Raw genomic sequence first — 19,137 nt, 5'->3', positions numbered from 1 at the left:
GCAACTTTATTTTTGAATATGAAGGAGCGGATAGTGGGTCAAAGTGGCGAGTTGTTTTGTTTCGGACAGATGCCTGTATGGAAAGTGGAAAACCTGCCGGAAGTTTTGTTGTCGGGCTATTCGTCTGAGGAAGGGGAGTGGGTCTGCCTGAATGTGTTGCAGGGCGATGTCGAAGTCCGTGCACCAGACGGGTCGGCAGAAGTTTGGTCGGCAGACGGCGGCGATTGTGTGTTTGCGCCGCAGCAGGTGTTTTCTGTCAAACCGAAAACGGACGATGCTGAAATCCGTTTGTCGATGTATTGTGCGGCCGAAGATTATTTCCACAAAAAATACGGCATGAGCGCCACGCATTCTGCAGTGGCGGCGGCTCAGGATACCGTACCTGCGGGCAGGGCGCTCGATATGGGCTGCGGACAGGGACGCAACGCACTGTTTCTCGGTTTGAAGGGATTTGAAGTTACTGCAGTCGATCACAATCCGGCCGCGTTGGCAAACGTGGCGGAGCTGGCAGAGGCGGAGGGTTTGAACGTCCGCACGCTGGAATATGATTTGAATGCCGCTGCTTTACAGGGCGAATTTGATTATATTGTGGCAACAGTGGTGCTGATGTTCCTGATGCCGCAGCGCGTGCCTGACGTGATTGCCGATATGCAGGTGCATACGGCGGCGGGAGGGTACAATTTGATTGTGTCGGCAATGGATACGGCGGATTTCCCCTGTCCGATGCCGTTCCCTTTTAAATTTAAAGAGGGCGAGCTGAAGGATTATTATCGGGATTGGGAGCTGGTCGAATATAAAGAAGAATTGGGTTCTATGCATGCCAAAGATGAAAACGGCAATCCGATACGGTTTAAATTTGTAACCATGCTGGCGAAAAAGCCTGAATAATCCTCAAAAATGCCGTCTGAACATTTTGTTTCAGACGGCATTTTTACGGTTAGTCCCGATAGGCCCAATGATTGACCGGGCCGTGTCCCGCGCCGATTTCCAAAGGGTTTGAGATTGCCGCCGTGATGTAGGCCTTGGCAGTCTGTACGGCTTTGCAAACGTCTAAGCCTTTTGCCAACTCGGCGGTAATGCAGGCGGAAAACGTGCAGCCTGTGCCGTGCGTGTGGGCGGTCGGAAAGCGGAGGCTGTCGAATTCCAGCGTTTCATTTTGCGTAAACAGCCAGTCAGTGCAGTGTCCGCTGCTGCTGCCGTTCAAATGTCCGCCTTTGATAACGACATTTTTTACACCGTAATCAAGCAGGATTTTTGCCGCACGTTCCGCATCTTTACGGTTTTCGATATGCACACCCGTCAAGGCTTCCGCTTCGGGCAGGTTGGGGGTCAATACATCCGTACCGGGAAGCAGCAGCCGCGTCAGTGCTGCAACGGCGGAATCCTGCAACAGCGGTGCTCCGCCTTTGGCAATCATTACAGGATCAAGCACGCGCCTGCCGAAGCTGCAGTGTTTCAGGTTGTCGGCAACGCATTCGATGATTTCCGCTGTGCCGAGCATTCCTATTTTGTAGGCGCGGATGTCGAAGTCTTCCCTGATTGCTTGGATTTGTGCAGTGATGGTTTCGGTCGGGACGAGATGAACTGCCGATACGCCCAAGGTATTTTGCGCGGTAACGGCGGTTATTACGCTGGTGCCGAATACGCCGCGCATCTGAAAAGTTTTCAGGTCTGCCTGTATCCCTGCGCCGCCGCCCGAGTCCGAACCGGCAATTGTCAGGGTTTGGACAAAAGTTTCTTCCATTCTTATGCTCCTGTGCCATTAAAGTATTGAAACAGTTTGGAGGAAAAAGGCAATGCCGCTTGAAAATAAATAAAGCACCATCTGATGGACGGTGCCTGACGCTGCAACACCGGTTTCCTGCCAATCAGGTTCGACGGGTATATTCTCAGTCTTTAAACAGACACCCCGACCGTGTTTGATAATGCTTATCTTATCACAGCCCTTAAGGTATCGGGAAATGCCGGCTAATTGTTTGTTAATCAAAATCCGGACGGTGGGAAAATACTTCTCAGACAATATGACGGTTTGAAAAAGAATGGCGGTAAGATATGAAAAAACCTGCTTGAAACAAGCAGGTTTTTAAATTGGCACGCCCACGGGGATTCGAACCCCGGTTGCCGCCGTGAAAGGGCAGTGTCCTAGGCCTCTAGACGATGGGCGCCTAAGAAGCTGCGCATTCTAGTCAGGTATGGCAGCGTTGTCAATCGTTTCCGCGCGGAAATACGTCGGAAGCAATATGAATTTTAATAACTTTATGATATTCCAAATCATTTATTTTGATTGCGGGATTAGCCAAAAAAACCCATTTTGACCTGGATGAGCTTTTCAAGTTCCTTCAATACGCGCCGGCGAGAAACAAAGAAGATGATGTGGTCCCCGTCTTGAATGCAGGTCTCGGTGTGATGTCCCATAACGACTTCGCCGGTTTCGGCGCGGACGATGGCGGCGATATGGCAGCCGCTCGGCCATTTGATATCGGTAATCCTTCTGCCGACAATGGCAGAGGTGGAAGTATCGCCGTGAACGACGGCTTCGATTGCCTCCGCCGTACCGCGTCTCAGGGGGTGGACGGCAACAATGTCGCCCCGGCGTATATGGGCGAGTATCGAACCGATGGTGATGAGGTGGGGTGAGACGACGATATCGATTTTATTGCCTTCGAGCAGGTTGACATAGCTTGAGCGGTTGACGATGGTAACGACGCGTTTTGCACCGAGGTTTTTTGCCAAGAGGCTGGACATGATGTTGTTTTCATCATCGTTGGTGAGGGCACAGAAGACGTCTATTTCGTCGATATATTCGTCGTCAAGCAGGGTTTCATCGGTTGCCGATCCTTGTAGGACTAATGTGTTGTCGAGGTTTTCTGCTATCCATTCGGCGCGCCGGGGGTTATATTCGATAATTTTGATGTCGTACTTGGATTCAAGCTGTTTGGCTAGGCGGTAACCGATATTGCCGCCGCCGGCAATCATAATGCGGCGGGTACGGGCTTCTTTGGGGCGAAGTTCGCGCATGATGGTGTTGACGCTGTCGGTTGCTGCGGCAAACAGGATTTCGTCTCCTTCGATAATGACGGTTTGCGGCATAGGGACGATAAGTCGGTTGTTGCGGTAGATGGCGCAGATTTGACAGTCGGCGTTTTCGGGCAGGTGTTGTGTGATGTCGGCAATTTCGCGGTTGACGAGCAGCCCGCCCTGACGTGCCTGTACGATGACCATGCGGACTTTGTCGTCGGCAAAATTGAGAACCTGTAATGCGCTGGTGTAATTTAAAAGGCCGGCGAGCTGTTCGGTAACGAGTTGTTCAGGGCTGATGGTTTCCGTAATGCCGAATATGGAGAGGCTGCCGTTTTCGTTTTCTTCGATTTTCGGATTGCTGTATTCAATATATTCGCTGGAGCGGACACGGGCGATACGGCCTGGGATGTTGAACAGGTCGGCGGCAACTTTGCAGGCAACGATATTAGTCTCGTCATTCCGTGTCAGTGCAAGCAGCAGGTCGGCATCCGCCGCTCCGGCGCGTTCGAGGGTAAGGGGGGATGCTCCGTTGCCGACAACGGTTTGGACATCAAGCCGGCCGTTGATTTTCTGCAGGGCTTTTTCATCAATATCGATGACGGTAACGTCGTTGCTGGGAGTGGCGGCAAGGTTTTGTGCGATGGTCGAACCAACCTGACCGCTGCCTAGGATAAGGATTTTCACGGCGATATAGTGTTGGGAATGTGGGAATGTGATTGTATACCAAATAATGGTAGAAATGCCGTCTGAACACGGGTTTGTGTTCAGACGGCATGGATTATGGTTGTTTCAATCAGGACTCGACGGGGATGATGCCGATTTTTGCCTGCCATTTGCGCGGTGCGGTGGCGTGGATGGATTCGCCTTTGCTGTCCACGGCGACGGTTACGGGCATGTCTTTGACTTCAAACTCGTAAACCGCTTCCATGCCCAATTCGGGGAACGCCAAGACTTTGGAAGATTTGATGGCTTTTGCCACGAGGTATGCCGCGCCGCCGACTGCCATGAGGTACACGGCTTTGTTGTCGGCGATGGCTTCGCAGGTGGCCGCGCCGCGCTCGGATTTGCCGATCATGCCCAAGAGGCCGGTTTGTTCGAGCATTTGGCGGGTAAATTTGTCCATGCGGGTGGCTGTGGTCGGACCTGCTGGGCCGACGACTTCATCGCCGACCGGATCGACGGGGCCGACGTAGTAAATCAGGCGGTTGGTGAAATCGACGGGCAATTCTTCGCCTTTGTTGAGCATATCGACGAGACGTTTGTGTGCGGCATCGCGGCCGGTGAGGATTTTGCCGTTCAGCAGCAATACGTCGCCGGTTTTCCAGCTGGCGACTTCTTCTTTGGTCAGTTTGTCGACATCGATGCGTTTGCCGTTGTCGGGGCTGTAAGTCAAATCGGGCCAGTCTTCGACGCGCGGCGGGGTCAGTTCGACCGGACCTGAGCCGTCCAATTCAAACTCGACGTGGCGGGTGGCGGCGCAGTTCGGAATCATAGCAATCGGCTTAGAAGCGGCATGGGTCGGGTAATCGAGGATTTTGACATCCAACACGGTGGTCAGACCGCCCAAACCTTGTGCGCCGATGCCCAGCGCGTTGACTTTTTCAAAGAGTTCGAGGCGCAGGGCTTCGGTGGTGGACAATTCTGCGCCGGACGCGGCTTTTTCCTGCAACTCTTGAATGTCGATGTGGCTCATCAAGGATTCTTTCGCCATCAGTACGGCTTTTTCGGGCGTACCGCCGATGCCGATGCCCAAGATGCCGGGAGGACACCAGCCCGCGCCCATGGTCGGGATGGTTTTCAGCACCCAATCAACGATGTTGTCGGAAGGATTGAGCATGGCGAGTTTAGATTTGTTTTCAGAGCCGCCACCTTTTGCCGCGCAGGTTACTTCGACTTTGTCGCCCGGTACGATGCTCATATGAATGACGGCGGGGGTGTTGTCTTTGGTATTTTGGCGTTTGCCGGCCGGGTCGGCGAGAACGGAAGCGCGCAGCGTATTGCCTTCCCAAGTGTAGGCGCGGCGTACACCTTCGTTAACCATCTCTTCCACGCTCATGTCCGCATCCCATTGGACGTTCATGCCGACTTTGAGGAAGACGGTTGCGATACCGGTATCTTGGCAGATGGGGCGGTTGTTTTCCGCACACATGCGGCTGTTGACCAAAATCTGTGTCATCGCGTCTTTGGCGGCAGGATTTTCTTCCTTCTGCCACGCCTTATAAAGCGCGTCGATGTAGTCTTTCGGATGGTAGTAGCTGATGAATTGGAAGGCATCGCAGATACTTTGGATAAAGTCTTCTTGCTTGATGACGGTCATGATTGTGTTCCTTTTCAAAGTTATGGTAGCAGGTGGTTTGGCTTTTGTTTTAAAACGTATGGCGTAGATTGTTCATTTGAAATGTAATCGTGCCGGCAGTTATATGGTAAGGCAATGTAAAAATGATAATATTCTGATTTTAATGACCTGCCGCGATGCCGGTTTCAAGCCTGTGATTTACGGCTTAAACTTTGCCGACATGGCGAAACAGCAGAAGGCAGGTTTTATTACGGGCTTGCCCTAAATTTGATTTTCAGTACCGGCGGCGTTATTTTACGGGAATTTCCAAGCTATTGGGCGTAGTCTACAATAGTTTGGCGGATGAGCAAAGTTGCCCGTATATCTTATTTCGTGTTTTCAGACGGCATGGTTGGGAAAGATATGAATGAACCTTATTCAGGGGATGGTATATGCGGTTTTATTTGAAATGGGTGCACTCTCTGTTTCTTATGAGAAATGCCGTCTGAAACGGTTTCAGACGGCATTTTGTTTAGACGGGGGTTATTTTGCGGCCTGTTCGCCTTCTTTTGCAAAATATTTGGCGTAGATTTTGTCGTATTCGCCGCTTTCACGTACTTTTTTCAACGCATCGTTCATTACTTTTAAGGTTTCCCCGTCGCCTTTGCGTACCGCGATACCGTAGTGTTCGGTAGTGAAGTCGGGCAGGGTGACGAAGTCCATTCCTTTGGTCGGATTGTTTTTCACATAATTGGCAATGACCGCGCTGTCGCTGACTACGGAATCCAAGCCGCCGTTTTCCAGTTCTTTGATAATCAGGGGAACGTTTTCAAAGCGCGCGATTTTCGGATTGTCGCTGCCCAAGAGTTTGGATACGGAGAAATCGCCCGTGTAGCCGGTTACCACGCCGACTTTGTTCATGTTTTTCAAATCGTCGGAAGAAGATATTTTTTTACCTTTCGGAACCAAGACGACTTGGGTGATTTCAAAATACGGATCGCTGAAGTCCATAGACTGTTTGCGGTCGTCGGTAATGGTAACACCCGACATGACGACGTCCGCATCGCCGTTGTTCAAAGCGGGAAAGAGGCTGTCCCAAGGCTGGTGTTTGAATTCGATTTTAAAATTGCCTTCCTTTGCCATCGCATTCATCAAATCCACATCAAAACCTTCGACATCGCCTTTTGAGTCTAAAGATTCAAAAGGGGCAAACTCGGCGTTAGAAGCCACGCGGTAAACTTTGCCGGTGTTTGCGGCAGGTGAGGCGGCATCTTTGCTTTGACCGCCGCAGGCAGACAGCGTGAGCGCGGAACAGGCAATGGCGGCGGCAATCCATTTTTTCATATTCATCAATATTCCTTTCAGTAATAAAAAAGCCTAAAAGGTCAGTTTAACATAAAATTAACGTTCCTTTTCACGGAAAAACGCATAAGTAACGTCGTGGAACAAATCCGTATGCGGGCTGTCCTCATAGCTCAATTCTGCCAAGGCGTCCTCAAAAGCAAGCTGAATCGACTCGACCGCGACTTCGGCGGTGTCTGCGGGAAGGGCGCGGATCAGGGCTTTGAAGGCGGTGGACAGGACGTGGTTCTGCATACGCAGCACATCGTTTGCCTCTTCCAGATATTCCAAACGCTGTTCGATACTGCTCATGATGGATCCTTATGAATCTGTTAAAATGCGCCATTATATCAAACTGCGCTTTGGGCGCGAGTTTGCCCGCCTGCAAAGATTAAGAACCGGAAGCCGAAAAAATGGATACAAACAATCAGGATAAAGAGCCGAATTGGGAAAAACGCCTGGAAAACCTGCGTCAGACGCGCCGTATGAATACTGCGCCTGCCTATGCACCGCTGACCAAACCTTCTGAAGCCGGAAAGGAAGAGCCCATACCTAAATTGGACGATGCAAACCGAGACCGTGTGTTAAAGGCGTATCTGAAGAAATGGCAGGAAGAACACAACAGCGCCGTTGCCGATTGCGGAGAAGAAGTTGAAACCGACCCGATGGTCATTCTTCAGGAAAACTGGCTCAATGCACAGGCTTCCCTGCAAATGTCGGTTTCGGAAAAACACATCGAATCGCAGCGGAAAATCTGGTTCAATGCAAAAAAAGACAGTGTCGAATTTGAAACCGCACAGATTGAGGGTGAGGAAAACGCCGACGAGTCAGAGTCCGGCATGAATGAGCAGGCGGTTTCGGAAAACGGGGAAAACGATGAGGAAGAAACGTTGATGCCCGTTTGTCTTAATATTCTGAATCCGAAAGCCGTCAACCGGCGCGAAGTGTTCTGCCTGTCCGAACAGGAGCTGACCGAGCGGCTGATTAAACGCCTGCGCCCACATCTGACTGATACCGTCAACGGCATTATCCGTACGGCGGTGCAGAAGCAGATGGCGCTCTTTACTTATCAGCTCCAGCAAATGCTGCACGAGCAGGCGGGTGCGGTAGTCGAAGACGTGTTGGAACACGATATCCGCAAAATCCTCAACGACATCAAGTACGAATTAAAATACAAACGCTGACTGTCATGCCGTCTGAAAGCCGTGTTCAGACGGCATTTGCATTCTCATCCGACTTGAAAGCCTCATGGAACAGGCGCAAAATATTAATAAATTAAACAACGGGTGCACGCCCCGTTGCCGAACGGACAAAACCGAGGAATTACCGATGAGCAAAAAACTCCACCCGCAGACGCTCGCCATACGCGGCGGCAAAGAACAAACCGAATACCGCGAACACAATCAGGCCTTGTTTCTGACCAGCAGCTTCATGTGGGACAACGCCCAACACGCTGCCGATTTGTTTTCAAAAAAAATCAAAGGGTTCACTTATACCCGTACTGCCAATCCGACCATCGCGGCCTTTGAAAAACGCATTGCCGCTTTGGAAGGTGCGGAACGCGCGGTCGCCACTTCGACCGGCATGTCCGCGATTCAGGCAGCGTTTTTCACCTTCCTGCAGGCGGGCGACCATGTGATTTCCAGCCGCAGCCTGTTCGGCACGACCGTCGGCTTTATCAATAACATCGTTACTAAATTCGGCATCGAAGTGAGCCATGTGTCGCCGACTGATATAAACGAATGGAAAGCCGCCGTCAAAGCCAACACCAAACTGTTGTTTTTGGAAACGCCGTCCAACCCCTTGGGCGAAGTGGCCGACTTGGAAGCCTTGGCGGAATTGGCGCACGGCATCGGCGCGCTCTTGGTGGTGGACAACAGCCTGCTGTCGCCAGTCGGATCGCAGCCTTTGAAACACGGTGCGGATATTTCCGTTTCCTCCGCGACCAAAGCCATAGACGGACACGGACGCGTGATGGGCGGCGTGTTGGCGGGTTCGGAAGAGCTGATGGCGCAGGTCGCCATGTATTGCAACTCTTGCGGGCTGGCAATGTCGCCGTTTAACGCGTGGCAGTTGTTGAGCGGCGTAGAAACCCTGTCGCTGCGTATGGAAAAACAGTTCGACAACGCCCTGAAAATCGCACAATGGCTGCAAGCGCAGCCGCAGGTTCAAGCCGTGTACTACACCGGATTGCCCGATCATCCGCAGGCGGCGCTTATCCGCAAACAGCAAAACGGCGGCGGTATCGTCATCGGCTTTGAAGTTGCTGATCAAGAAGCGGCGTGGAAAGTTGTGGACGGTGTGGAACTCTTTTCCCGCACCGCCAACCTTGGCGATGTGCGCTCGACCATTACCCACCCGTGGACAACCACGCATGGCAGGATGCAGCCCGAAGAAAAACTCGCCGCTGGTATCCGCCCCGGATTGGTGCGCCTGTCGGTCGGTTTGGAATATGTTGACGACCTCGTCGATGATTTGAAACAGGCACTCGCACGCTGATTGCGTGTTTCAGACGGCATTGGCAGGGAAACACGGCAAATGCCGTCTGAAACCGTTATCTCACTATGGCATACACATCAACAATAGGAAAAAATATGGATGAAGCGGTTTTTGCCGATTGGGCGTTGAAAATCTGCCTGACCGGCTTGATTATTTTTTTAGGTTTTATCGTTTGGAATTTGGGCAAGGAGTCTAAAGCGGGCAAATTCGGCATCGCCATTTTGTTTTTGGTCTTGGGCTTAGGCGTGTTCGGTTTTGTGTTCAAAGAGTTATTGATTAAGTTTTTGGTATTGCCTAAATAGGTTTGCTGTCTGTCAAAATGCCGTCTGAAACGCAGGGTTTCAGACGGCATTTTTTATCAGGGCTTGAAGGGGTGTTATCCGTTGTCCGGTTCGTAGGGCAGGTAAACGTCGAAGCGGGTGCTTTTGCCTGTGTATTGGTAGGCGGGGGTTTGCCCTGCAAGCAATCCGCCGAGGCGGGGGCGTTTGACGACGACGCGTTTTTTTGCAGTCTGTCGGGCGGTATGGAGGAGGACGGCCTCATCTTGCGCCTCGCCGACGAGCCGGTGGAAGTAGGCCATTTCTTTTTTAACGGCGGCACTTTTGCGGCGTTCGGGATACATGGGGTCGAGATAGACGATGTCGGGTTTGCCTTGTGTTTGAACAAGTGCGGACATTTGTTCGGCGGCGTTGCCGAAATGGAGGTTGATGCGCGCGGCGGTGTCTTGCGTTTCGGGATTGAGGAGGGCGCGGCGGATGCCGTCTGAAAGCAGGCAGGCGACGGCGGGATGTTGCTCGAAGGCGGTAACGGTCAGTCCGAGCGAGGCGAGGACGAAGCTGTCGCGCCCCAATCCTGCGGTTGCATCCCATACGGTGGGTTTGACGGTATGGTTGACGGCTTTGGCGATGAGTTCGCCTCCGCCTTTTGTGCGCCGATATTGTGCGGCTCCCGAGGCAAAGTCGACGATGACGCTGCTTTTTTCCCCGACAAGCCTGAGGCTGACGGTATCGTGTTCGGCAAGGAGGTAACTGCCTTGTTCGGGCGGTTGGGAAACGGGCATGAGGGGGAATGCCCGTATCAGGGCGCGGACGGTTTCGGTGGCGGTGTTATCAATAAGGATGTCGGTCATGGCAGTTTTGTTTGTTCGGAAGCAAGGGGCGGTACCCGCTTTGCCGTATGTCGCTTCATGCAGCGTTTTGTCCGGATTGGCGGGCTGTTGTTTTTCCGTCAGCCGATGTTGAGGCGTTCCATACGGTAGCGCATGGAACGGAAGCTGATGCCCAAGCGTTTGGCGGCCTGCGTGCGGTTGCCTTCGGTTTGTTTGAGGACTTGTTCGATGATGTCGCGTTCGATTTTGTCGAGATAGTCCTGTATCTGCATGGTATCGGGGTCGAACGGGAGAAGGCGGGACGGTGCGGCGGCTGTTTCAGACGGCAAGGTATCGGCAACGGGGACGGCGGTTTCCGTCCGGATGGGTTTGTGGCGCACATCTTGGATTTGCAGGTCGTCGATTTGCACGGTATGTCCGACGCACAGGGCGACGGCGCGTTCGAGGATGTTTTCGAGTTCGCGGAAATTGCCCGGATAACTGTAATTCAGGAGCATCTGTTGCGCGGCGGGGGAGAGTGTGTAAGGCAGGTTGTTGTGGCTGTGTTTGTACAGGAGGTAGGGGATGAGCAGCTTCAAATCTTCGCGCATTTCACGCAGGGACGGCATATTGAGGCTGACGACATTGAGGCGGTAATACAGGTCTTGGCGGAATGCGCCGCTTTCGACAAGGGCTTCGAGGTTTTTGTGGGTGGCACAGACGATGCGGACATCGACGGGCTGCTCGGTCGCGTCGCCGATACGGCGCACGGCTTTTTCTTGAATTGCGCGCAAGAGTTTGACCTGCATGGAAAGGGGCAGGTCGGCCACTTCGTCAAGGAAGAGCGTACCGCCGTCGGCATGGCGGAAGAAACCGGCATGGTCTTTGTCGGCACCGGTAAAGCTGCCTTTGCGGTAGCCGAAAAATTCGCTTTCCATGAGGTTTTCGGGAATTGCACCGCAGTTGACGGCGACGAAGGGTTTGCCCGCGCGGTCGGACAGTTCGTGTATGGTGCGTGCCGCCTGTTCCTTACCTGTACCGGACTCGCCGGAAATATAGACGGGTACGCCGCTGGGCGCAAGGCGGCGGATGAGGTGGCGGACTTCAACCATCTGCGGAGAGCTGCCGAGCAGGCGGGGCATATCGGGTTCTGCATAAGGGACGCCGACCGGTACCGAAGGTGCCGTTTCGGGGCGTTCAGACGGCATGGGGTATGGAGAGGGCGGTTCCGACGGAACGGGCGGTTCGGGAATTTTGTTTTGGTGTTCGGAAACGGAAACGGCAGATTTGACGAGGGAGCGGAGCTGCGCGAGGGTAATCGGCTTTTGGATGTAGTCGAACGCGCCGCAACGCAGGGCTTCCTGTGCCTGATCGGCATTGCCAAAGGCGGTGATGACGGCAACCGGCGTATCGAGTAGGCGGCTGTTGATGTGTTGGACGACTTCGAGCCCGGAGCCGTCCGGCATACGCATATCGGTCAGGACGAGCGAATAGCGTTGGTTGTCGAGCTTGTTTTTGGCTTCGGTAACGCCTGACGCGGTATGGACGCGCAACCCCATTTTCATCAGGGTCATTTCCATCAGGTCGAGAATATCGGTTTCGTCATCGACGACGAGGACGGGATGTTGCAGTTCAGTCATGGCTTTCTTCCGGTAATGTGAGTTCGAAACATTTGGCTTCCGGCAGGTAGGTCAAATCACCGAAGTTGGCATGTGCCAGTTCACGGGCGACATACAGCCCCAGTCCGGTTCCGTTTTTCGCCGTGGTGTAAAAGGGTTCGAACAAGTGTTCCCGCACTTCGGGCGGAACACCGCCGCCGTCGTCGGCAAACAGGATGCTGATGGTGTTTTTTTGCGCCGGCCGGACAACGACGGTAATCGAGCCGCTACGTTTGCTGCTGTGCCGCCATGCGTTGTTGCACAGGTTCCACATGATTTGCCTCAGGTGGGCGGAATCGAAATAGGCGGTCAGGTGATTGCCCTGCATATCCAGGCGGATGCAGCCGACGGCATCGGGATTGTTGAGCAGGAATTCCTGTTTGAAGCCTATCCAAAACTGCATCAGGTCGATGGCTTCGCGCTCGGTTTTGTTGCTTTTGTTGAGCGAGGAGATGTCTTCGAGCATTTTGTCGATACGGCGGACGTTGCCGTCGATGATTTCGCAAAGTTTGACCTTGAACGGGTCGGTTTCTTCTTCCTCTGCATTTTCGCGCAACAGGTCGTTCGCATGGCGGATGGCGGACATGGGGTTGCGGATTTCGTGGGCGAGGTTGGCGGTCAGTTGTCCGAGTGCGGCAAGTTTGACGGACAGGGCTTCCGACTGGATTTCGTTTTGGGGGCGGATATAGAGGACGAGCAGGTTGTTTTGCTCTTTGTTCATCGGTATGGCGCGGACGCGGGCGGTCAGTTCGGGCGTGTCGATATGGCGTTCGAAGGTGCGTGAGGATGTTTTATCCCATAAGACGGCGACAGGGTCGAACAGGGAGATATGCTGTCCGATTTCAAGCATGGGGAGCAGATCTTTTGCCTTTTTATTGAACAGTATGGTCTGATGCTCGACGTTGATGACGACGACCGCTTCCTGAACGCGGTTGAGCACGATTTGGTTCAAGCCCTTGAGGCGGCGGTAGGCAACGTGGTTTTCATGGGCAAGTTTGCCGGCACGGTCGATGTATCTGACCGACAGCGAGGCAATCATGGCGACGAAATAGGAGCCTGCTACGAGGATAGAGGTGTGGGCGATGGTTTTTGCATCCAGAATCAGCGGATACATATTGATATTGCTGTCTGCAAGGGCATTCAATATCAGTAGGATGGATGCGTAGCTGGCATAGAGCAGGGGATAATGCCCGTAACTGAGCAGGCAGGAGCTGACCACGAAGGGCAGAATCAGGATGCCGAAACCTGAATCGATGCCGCCGAACAGGTAGGTCAGTATGCCGATTAAGGTAATGTCGGCTACGGCGCTGAAACTCGGTATCCTCAAAGCCTGCCATTGCCAGTGCGGATTGAGGATAGAAAAGAAAATCATCCAGCAGGCAATGGCGAGCCACAAGTAAAATGCCCATGTCGTCCATGTGGTGTGCAGGTTTTCATGTCCGCCGACCTCCAACCCGAAGATATGCATAATCAGCAGAGGGAGGACAATGGCGATGCGGGCGATGTTGATCAGATTGGGGATCCGGTCTTTGAGTTTCTCAAGTTCGCGGGTATTGTAAATCACCATAATATGTGCGGAATCGGGTTTATTTCGGGGAAGAAAGCTGTTTCAGGCTGCCCGATATGGGTAATAGTTTGCCTTTTTTGCCGCGTTTTGCCTCAAGCAGGGAGACGGAGATCCGGTCTTTGTGTACCGCGCCGCGTTTGCCTTCGCTTTCAATCAGGATTTCCGTTTCGGAGGAAACGCCGGTATGCGTCATCGATTCGCCGGTGTTTAATCCGATGATTTGCAGTCCTTTGCCTTTCGGCATGATTTTCAATTCGCCGATGGGGAAGGCGATGGCGCGGTTTTGATTGGTGGCGGCAATGATTTTGCAGTCAGGATTGATGAGCGAGGAGGCATAGACGGCAACCGGAGGCAGGATGGTTTCGCCGCTGTCCACGGTCATCACCACTTTGCCCGCTTTCACGCGCCCAACCATATCGGCCAACTTGGCGATGAAGCCGTAGCCGCCGCTGCCTGAGAGCAGGTAGTGCTGTTCGGGTTGTCCGGTGAGCATGGCGACGGGTTTCGCGCCGTTTTGCAGCTCGATTAACGATGAAACCGGCACGCCGTCGCCGCGTCCGCCGGGGATTTCGGCGGCATCGAGCGTGTAGGTTCTGCCCAATGAATCTAGGATGACGACGGGTAAAACAGTACGGCCTTCGAGGGTTTGTTTGAGGCGGTCGCCTTCTTTGAATGCGGTTTGGCTCAAATCAAGGTTGTGTCCGGCCCGGCTGCGTATCCACCCTTTTTCCGACAGAATCAGCGTGATGGGTTCGTCGGCGGTGGTCTGCGTCAGCACGGCGCGTCCGGCTTCTTCCACCAGCGTGCGGCGCGCGTCGCCGAACTGTTTCATGTCCGTCTGCATCTCTTTGATAATCAGCTTGCGTTTTTCGTTTTCATCGCCCAAAAGGATATTCAGACGACCCTGTTCCTCACTCAATTCGTTCAATTCTTTTTCGAGTTTGAAACCTTCCAAACGCGCCAACTGACGCAGGCGGATTTCCAAAATATCTTCGGCTTGGATTTCGGTCAGCCCGAACGCCGCCATCAAATCGGCTTTCGGGTCGTCTGATTCGCGGATGACTTTAATCACTTCGTCAATGTGCAGAAAGACTTTCAGACGACCTTCAAGGATGTGCAGCCGTTTTTCCACTTGGTTCAAACGGAATTTCAGACGACGTGTTACGGTTACGACGCGGAAATCCAACCATTCCTGCAAAATCGTTTTCAGGTTTTTCTGCGCAGGGCGGTTGTCCAGCCCCATCATCACCAAGTTCACGGACACATTGCCTTCCAGCGAAGTCTGCGCCATCAGCGTGTTGATGAAGGTATCGGTATCGATGCGGCTGGATTTCGGCTCGAACACCAGACGCACGGGATGTTCGCCGTCGGATTCGTCGCGCACGCGGTCGATTAAATCCAGCATCAGCTTTTTGGTGTTGAGCTGGTCTTGGTTGAGCTGCTTTTTGCCTGCCTTCGGTTTCGGGTTGGTCTGTTCTTCGATTTCGGCAAGGATTTTGGCGGAATTGGCGTTCGGCGGCAGCTCGGTCACAATCACGCGCCATTGCCCGCGCGCCAGCTTCTCGATTTCGTAACGCGCACGCACGCGAACGCTGCCTTTGCCGGTTTCGTAAATCCGGCGCAATTCGTCCTCCGGCGTGATGATTTGACCGCCGCCGGCAAAATCGGGCGCGGGAATATATTGCATCAGGTCGACGGTTTCCAGCGTCGGCTTCTTCAACAGCGCAATCGCCGCTTGCGTGACTTCGTTCAAATTGTGCGACGGAATTTCGGTCGCCATGCCCACCGCGATGCCTGATGCGCCGTTGAGCAACACCATAGGCAGGCGGGCGGGCAGGTACAGCGGTTCGTCAAACGCGCCGTCGTAGTTCGGCACGAAATCCACCGTCCCCTGATTGATTTCGGACAACAGCAATTCCGCAATCGGCGTCAGCCGCGCTTCGGTGTAACGCATCGCCGCCGCCCCGTCGCCGTCGCGCGAACCGAAGTTGCCGATGCCGTCGATTAAGGGGTAGCGCAAGGTAAAATCCTGAGCCATCCGCACCATCGCTTCATAGGCGGAACTGTCGCCGTGCGGATGGTATTTACCCAAAATCTCGCCGACCACGCGCGCCGACTTCACCGGCTTCGCGCCCGCCGTCAAACCCATATCGCGCATGGCAAACAAAATGCGCCGCTGCACGGGCTTCTGACCGTCTGAAACTTCAGGTAACGCACGGCCTTTGACCACGCTCATGGCGTATTCGAGATAGGCGCGTTCGGCGTATTGACCGAGCATCAGCGTATTGGAATCGGTATGGGAAGCGTGCGGTTGCGTATTCATTGTGTATGCGGAATGTAAAGCAAAGGACATTATTGTAAATCAAAACGGCAAACCATAGTGGGTACCGTGTCTAAATCTGAATCAAATACGGGAAATGTGAAAATATGTTATAAATAAGGCTTTCCCACTTTCACACATTGGAGACGATATGGAATTGGTATTTATCCGCCACGGACAAAGCGAATGGAACGCGAAAAACCTGTTTACAGGCTGGCGCGACGTGAAGCTGAGCGAGCAGGGGCTTGCCGAGGCTGCCGCTGCCGGTAAAAAACTGAAAGAAAACGGCTATGAGTTCGACATCGCCTTCACATCCGTCCTGACCCGCGCGATTAAAACCTGCAACATCGTTTTGGAAGAATCCGACCAACTGTTCGTACCGCAAATCAAAACATGGCGGCTGAACGAACGCCACTACGGCCAACTGCAAGGTCTGGACAAAAAACAAACCGCCGAAAAATACGGCGACGAGCAAGTCCGCATCTGGCGGCGCAGCTACGACACCCTGCCGCCGCTTTTGGACAAAGACGATGAGTTTTCCGCACACAAAGACCGCCGCTATGCCCATCTGCCTGCCGATGTTATCCCCGACGGCGAAAACCTGAAAGTAACGCTGGAGCGCGTATTGCCGTTTTGGGAAGACCAAATCGCCCCCGCGATTTTGAGCGGCAAACGCGTTTTGGTAGCGGCGCACGGCAACTCCCTGCGCGCGCTGGCAAAACACATCGAGGGCATTTCCGACGAAGACATCATGGGCTTGGAAATCCCGACCGGTCAGCCGCTGGTGTACAAATTAGACGACAACTTGAAAGTCATCGAAAAATTCTACCTGTAAGGGTTTGAAATAAAAAATGCCGTCTGAAGCCCAGCGTTTCAGACGGCATTTTTGACAAGGCGGCAAAACGCATCAGCCGCGTACCAAGAAACGCCCCGTCGCTATCCGGTGCAGCGTACCGGCAAGCAGCAGCGCCACGCCTGCCGATCCGGCAGCGGCAAGCGTCAGCCCCAAGCCCGACAATACGCCGGAAGCCGCCAGATGCAGGCCGCATCCCGCCATTGCCGCGAAACCGAATGAAAATCCCCAAAAGCTCATCGTAAAACCGCCTTCCCAAAACCAGCGGGTCAGGCGCAGCAAGAACAAAAGCTGCAGGCAGCCGTAGCCGATTAATGCCAACGAAAAACCGTCGATTTTACCGCCGACGGCAAAATACGCGCCGCAGCCGACAAAGGCGGGCGCAAGCTGGATGCCGACCACGCCGCGCGCCGCCGTGCCGACCGGTGCCGCCGTGCGCAGCCTGCCCAAGATGGAGGCTTCCAAGCTCAGCCAGGAAAACATACCCGCGCCGAAAAACAAAGCCGCATAATCATGATGTCCCAACGCCGCCAGAGATGACGCACTGACAAAATTTGTCGCCACCGTAGGCAGGTAAATAATCGGCGTCGTCGCCTCCAAGGAATGCAGGCCGCGCCACAGACCTGCCGCCCGATACATCGAAAACGCCAACTGTCCGGCAACGCCGGCATAAATTAGGACTGCCGCCGCGCCTGCCTGATAGGGCTTCAGCGTGAGTCCCTCCAGCATAGCGGTAATCGGAATCGCGCTGATGAAGCAGCATTGCACCAAGTCCCGCAAATCAGACAAAAAATCGTTTCGGTACGCAAATATTTTGATCAAGTATGCCGCTACCAGCAAAAGCCAGACGACCGAAGCCGCCGCAAGCAGCGATTCGGCGGCCAAGGCGGGCAGCAGCCCGACAGACGCGCCGTAACGCCACGACAGCCCCAAGGCAAACAAGCCCAGCGCAATGCTGAAATAACTCAAAGGAATCGGAAATTTCTTAGATGCAGACATAAACACCCTTCAGACGGCATGCCGTCGTAACTTACAGATAAAATTGAGTATGATATAAAAAACAGGCAGGCAGAGAATGACGTATCCGTATCGGCATATTGCCGTTTTGTCTCATTGCGCCCGATGTCGGAAGCGGTTGCCGCATCGGGCGCGCGTTTTTTGCGGTGCAGCGTGATTCGGATGCAGGGGAAACGAATCAGTAACCGTATTAACCGAAGGGTGGGCTTCAGCCCACCAATTAATAATCGAAAATGAAGGAAAACGGTGGGCTGAAGCCCACACTACGCAACTGAAATAACCCGCCCCGCAGCAAATTCGGGGGTGCGGCACAAAGTGCAGCCGTTGTGCGATTTGTTGCGGCGAAAGCGCCCAGTTACTCAAAGGAATCAGCAGCGTGAATGCCAGTTGGTACGGGAAGATTTTGCCTTTTTGCGTGAGTCCCTGCCAAATGCTTTTGAGCGTCTTAAACATGGGGATTCCTTTGGGTAATGTTGTTTTGCATTGTGCCTACACAATATACAGTATAAAAATAGTGTGCGTTTTTTCCAATCATCACAAAAAGCAGCCTGCACTTCGATTTTTGAATGTGCAGGCTGCTTTCGATAGAGAGAGGCCGTCTGAAAATTATTTTTCAGACGACCTTTGATATTACAGGTGATATGAGGATTTCGTTGGACTATGAACCAAGCTGCGTTTGCTGCCGACCGGATTACGACATGGTTTGGAATCATTCGGTAACAATAAAAACCGCGTGCGTGCGTACCGCACACACTCTACACCTCAATCTTAAGGTTTGCGTCGCCCGCAGTAGTAGGGTGTGTGGTGTAGCCACGCACGCAGCTGGCATGGATGCAGGCTACAGCTTGCTCGCCGTTATCAAGTTTTCTGCAGCAGAAGCAGCATTGACCGATGCAGACGGTAATGCTTTGAAACAGGAAGAACTGTTTTTACAGTTGAGAAAGATTGATTGTCAGATGATTGAATAAAAAGCTTAAATATTAGCTTGAAATGAAAACAGAAAGGCAGTCTGAAATTCAGACGGCCTTTGATATTGAGTTTTGTTGGTACATGACCTAAGCTGCGTTTGCTGCTGACTGGATTACGGCATGGTTTGGAATCATTCGGTAGCAACAAAAACCGCGTGCGTGCGTACCGCACACATCCTACACCTTAATCTTAAGGTTTGCGTCGCCCGCAGGTAGGGTGTGTGGCGTAGCCACGCACGCGGTTGGTGTGAATGCAGGCTATGGCTTGCTAATCAGGTGCGTGGTTATATTATTTCAAAAGAAAACTTATAACTAACTGAGACTTAATTATTTCTTATTTTGATTGTTTATAGCTTCACCTTCAACGCTATCAAAAGCCATTCTTGTTTTTGGTTTATAAGACTCAAATGCATATTGTAAGTTAGGACGTTCATCCTTTTGTACAGTAGGCTGACTAGACTGGGAGGATTTTTTCCCAAATGAACTTTGAGCTGTTGGCTGAGTGGACTTTTTTTCTGCCACGATTGTTCC

At 53.0% G+C, this 19,137-nt stretch carries 18 protein-coding genes and 1 tRNA gene; 6 read left to right on the top strand and 13 right to left on the bottom strand.

Translation table 11 applies throughout. The annotated features are described in order from the left end of the window. The first annotated feature begins 18 nt into the window (after positions 1-18). Entirely contained in the window at positions 19-888 is an 870-nt protein-coding gene (tehB, locus tag BBW69_RS06885; protein ID WP_107859694.1) for an SAM-dependent methyltransferase TehB, read from the top strand. 49 nt (positions 889-937) lie between these two features. Here tehB and thiD read toward each other — a convergent pair whose 3' ends face one another. From thiD to BBW69_RS06855, 6 genes are all read right to left on the bottom strand, one after another. Further along, on the bottom strand, positions 938-1,744 hold the full coding sequence (thiD, locus tag BBW69_RS06880; protein ID WP_188210838.1) for a bifunctional hydroxymethylpyrimidine kinase/phosphomethylpyrimidine kinase: 807 nt from the start codon (positions 1,742-1,744) through the stop codon (positions 938-940). Between the two features lie 345 nt (positions 1,745-2,089). Continuing rightward, positions 2,090-2,165 (bottom strand) — tRNA-Glu (locus BBW69_RS06875). A gap of 127 nt (positions 2,166-2,292) precedes the next feature. Then, positions 2,293-3,705: a Trk system potassium transporter TrkA gene (trkA, locus tag BBW69_RS06870; protein ID WP_003678057.1), complete on the bottom strand. Its 1,413-nt coding sequence runs from the start codon at positions 3,703-3,705 to the stop codon at positions 2,293-2,295. 109 nt (positions 3,706-3,814) lie between these two features. Then, positions 3,815-5,338 carry a fumarate hydratase gene (locus BBW69_RS06865; RefSeq protein ID WP_107859697.1) on the bottom strand — a complete coding sequence of 508 codons (1,524 nt, stop codon included), beginning with the start codon at positions 5,336-5,338 and terminating at the stop codon, positions 3,815-3,817. Positions 5,339-5,839: 501 nt separating this feature from the next. Continuing rightward, positions 5,840-6,646, bottom strand: coding sequence for a basic amino acid ABC transporter substrate-binding protein (locus BBW69_RS06860; RefSeq protein ID WP_003678051.1), 807 nt, complete (start codon positions 6,644-6,646; stop codon positions 5,840-5,842). A 51-nt stretch (positions 6,647-6,697) separates the two neighbouring features. Next, positions 6,698-6,949 (bottom strand): hypothetical protein, encoded by a 252-nt coding sequence (locus BBW69_RS06855; RefSeq protein WP_002234140.1) that lies wholly within the window; start codon positions 6,947-6,949, stop codon positions 6,698-6,700. Positions 6,950-7,050: 101 nt separating this feature from the next. On the opposite strand from BBW69_RS06855, the gene BBW69_RS06850 reads away from it, so the two are divergent. The 3 genes from BBW69_RS06850 (at position 7,051) to BBW69_RS06840 (ending at position 9,438) form a co-directional block, all read left to right on the top strand. After that, positions 7,051-7,821: a hypothetical protein gene (locus BBW69_RS06850; protein ID WP_188210837.1), complete on the top strand. Its 771-nt coding sequence runs from the start codon at positions 7,051-7,053 to the stop codon at positions 7,819-7,821. 145 nt (positions 7,822-7,966) lie between these two features. Continuing rightward, positions 7,967-9,136, top strand: a complete 1,170-nt coding sequence (gene metZ, locus BBW69_RS06845) for an O-succinylhomoserine sulfhydrylase (RefSeq protein ID WP_188210836.1) — start codon at positions 7,967-7,969, stop codon at positions 9,134-9,136. 95 nt (positions 9,137-9,231) lie between these two features. Next, positions 9,232-9,438 carry a DUF2788 domain-containing protein gene (locus BBW69_RS06840; protein ID WP_002212781.1) on the top strand — a complete coding sequence of 69 codons (207 nt, stop codon included), beginning with the start codon at positions 9,232-9,234 and terminating at the stop codon, positions 9,436-9,438. 74 nt (positions 9,439-9,512) lie between these two features. Here BBW69_RS06840 and BBW69_RS06835 read toward each other — a convergent pair whose 3' ends face one another. The 4 genes from BBW69_RS06835 to parC all read right to left on the bottom strand — a co-directional run bounded on the left by BBW69_RS06835 (position 9,513) and on the right by parC (position 15,771). Next, positions 9,513-10,265, bottom strand: a complete 753-nt coding sequence (locus BBW69_RS06835; protein ID WP_188210835.1) for a class I SAM-dependent methyltransferase — start codon at positions 10,263-10,265, stop codon at positions 9,513-9,515. Between the two features lie 98 nt (positions 10,266-10,363). Then, positions 10,364-11,863 (bottom strand): sigma-54 dependent transcriptional regulator, encoded by a 1,500-nt coding sequence (locus BBW69_RS06830; protein ID WP_188210834.1) that lies wholly within the window; start codon positions 11,861-11,863, stop codon positions 10,364-10,366. Next, entirely contained in the window at positions 11,856-13,448 is a 1,593-nt protein-coding gene (locus BBW69_RS06825) for an ATP-binding protein (RefSeq protein WP_188210833.1), read from the bottom strand. The genes BBW69_RS06830 and BBW69_RS06825 overlap by 8 nt, the downstream gene beginning before the upstream one ends. 19 nt (positions 13,449-13,467) lie before the next feature. After that, complete coding sequence (gene parC / locus BBW69_RS06820; RefSeq protein WP_188210832.1) at positions 13,468-15,771, bottom strand: DNA topoisomerase IV subunit A; 2,304 nt, start codon at positions 15,769-15,771, stop codon at positions 13,468-13,470. Between the two features lie 148 nt (positions 15,772-15,919). On the opposite strand from parC, the gene BBW69_RS06815 reads away from it, so the two are divergent. After that, on the top strand, positions 15,920-16,603 hold the full coding sequence (locus tag BBW69_RS06815) for a 2,3-diphosphoglycerate-dependent phosphoglycerate mutase (protein ID WP_107960749.1): 684 nt from the start codon (positions 15,920-15,922) through the stop codon (positions 16,601-16,603). 72 nt (positions 16,604-16,675) lie between these two features. Here BBW69_RS06815 and tehA read toward each other — a convergent pair whose 3' ends face one another. Beyond that, positions 16,676-17,620: a dicarboxylate transporter/tellurite-resistance protein TehA gene (gene tehA / locus BBW69_RS06810; RefSeq protein ID WP_188210831.1), complete on the bottom strand. Its 945-nt coding sequence runs from the start codon at positions 17,618-17,620 to the stop codon at positions 16,676-16,678. A 111-nt stretch (positions 17,621-17,731) separates the two neighbouring features. Beyond that, positions 17,732-18,091 (bottom strand): hypothetical protein, encoded by a 360-nt coding sequence (locus tag BBW69_RS09995; protein WP_223169967.1) that lies wholly within the window; start codon positions 18,089-18,091, stop codon positions 17,732-17,734. A 113-nt stretch (positions 18,092-18,204) separates the two neighbouring features. Here BBW69_RS09995 and BBW69_RS06800 point away from each other — a divergent pair, with 113 nt between their 5' ends. Further along, the gene (locus BBW69_RS06800; protein WP_188210857.1) at positions 18,205-18,606 is read left to right on the top strand and encodes a hypothetical protein; all 402 of its coding nucleotides are present in this window, start codon (positions 18,205-18,207) and stop codon (positions 18,604-18,606) included. A 327-nt stretch (positions 18,607-18,933) separates the two neighbouring features. Here BBW69_RS06800 and BBW69_RS06795 read toward each other — a convergent pair whose 3' ends face one another. Further along, positions 18,934-19,128 (bottom strand): hypothetical protein, encoded by a 195-nt coding sequence (locus BBW69_RS06795; RefSeq protein WP_188210830.1) that lies wholly within the window; start codon positions 19,126-19,128, stop codon positions 18,934-18,936. Between the last annotated feature and the right edge of the window lie 9 nt (positions 19,129-19,137).

The organism is Neisseria sp. RH3002v2f (assembly GCF_014596375.1).
Lineage (GTDB): Bacteria > Pseudomonadota > Gammaproteobacteria > Burkholderiales > Neisseriaceae > Neisseria > Neisseria cinerea.
The sequence above is the reverse complement of the archived record's forward strand: the minus strand, read 5'-3'. Positions and strand labels throughout refer to the sequence as shown.

What these genes read in the sequence shown, in the direction of transcription:
- tehB (WP_107859694.1), top strand. Translation starts at nt 19, where the DNA reads ATGAAGGAGCGGATAGTGGGTCAAAGTGGCGAGTTGTTTTGTTTCGGA.
- thiD (WP_188210838.1), bottom strand. Translation starts at nt 1,744, where the DNA reads ATGGAAGAAACTTTTGTCCAAACCCTGACAATTGCCGGTTCGGACTCG.
- BBW69_RS06865 (WP_107859697.1), bottom strand. Translation starts at nt 5,338, where the DNA reads ATGACCGTCATCAAGCAAGAAGACTTTATCCAAAGTATCTGCGATGCC.
- BBW69_RS06860 (WP_003678051.1), bottom strand. Translation starts at nt 6,646, where the DNA reads ATGAATATGAAAAAATGGATTGCCGCCGCCATTGCCTGTTCCGCGCTC.
- BBW69_RS06855 (WP_002234140.1), bottom strand. Translation starts at nt 6,949, where the DNA reads ATGAGCAGTATCGAACAGCGTTTGGAATATCTGGAAGAGGCAAACGAT.
- BBW69_RS06850 (WP_188210837.1), top strand. Translation starts at nt 7,051, where the DNA reads ATGGATACAAACAATCAGGATAAAGAGCCGAATTGGGAAAAACGCCTG.
- metZ (WP_188210836.1), top strand. Translation starts at nt 7,967, where the DNA reads ATGAGCAAAAAACTCCACCCGCAGACGCTCGCCATACGCGGCGGCAAA.
- BBW69_RS06840 (WP_002212781.1), top strand. Translation starts at nt 9,232, where the DNA reads ATGGATGAAGCGGTTTTTGCCGATTGGGCGTTGAAAATCTGCCTGACC.
- BBW69_RS06835 (WP_188210835.1), bottom strand. Translation starts at nt 10,265, where the DNA reads ATGACCGACATCCTTATTGATAACACCGCCACCGAAACCGTCCGCGCC.
- BBW69_RS06830 (WP_188210834.1), bottom strand. Translation starts at nt 11,863, where the DNA reads ATGACTGAACTGCAACATCCCGTCCTCGTCGTCGATGACGAAACCGAT.
- BBW69_RS06825 (WP_188210833.1), bottom strand. Translation starts at nt 13,448, where the DNA reads ATGGTGATTTACAATACCCGCGAACTTGAGAAACTCAAAGACCGGATC.
- parC (WP_188210832.1), bottom strand. Translation starts at nt 15,771, where the DNA reads ATGAATACGCAACCGCACGCTTCCCATACCGATTCCAATACGCTGATG.
- BBW69_RS06815 (WP_107960749.1), top strand. Translation starts at nt 15,920, where the DNA reads ATGGAATTGGTATTTATCCGCCACGGACAAAGCGAATGGAACGCGAAA.
- tehA (WP_188210831.1), bottom strand. Translation starts at nt 17,620, where the DNA reads ATGTCTGCATCTAAGAAATTTCCGATTCCTTTGAGTTATTTCAGCATT.
- BBW69_RS09995 (WP_223169967.1), bottom strand. Translation starts at nt 18,091, where the DNA reads ATGTTTAAGACGCTCAAAAGCATTTGGCAGGGACTCACGCAAAAAGGC.
- BBW69_RS06800 (WP_188210857.1), top strand. Translation starts at nt 18,205, where the DNA reads ATGTGCAGGCTGCTTTCGATAGAGAGAGGCCGTCTGAAAATTATTTTT.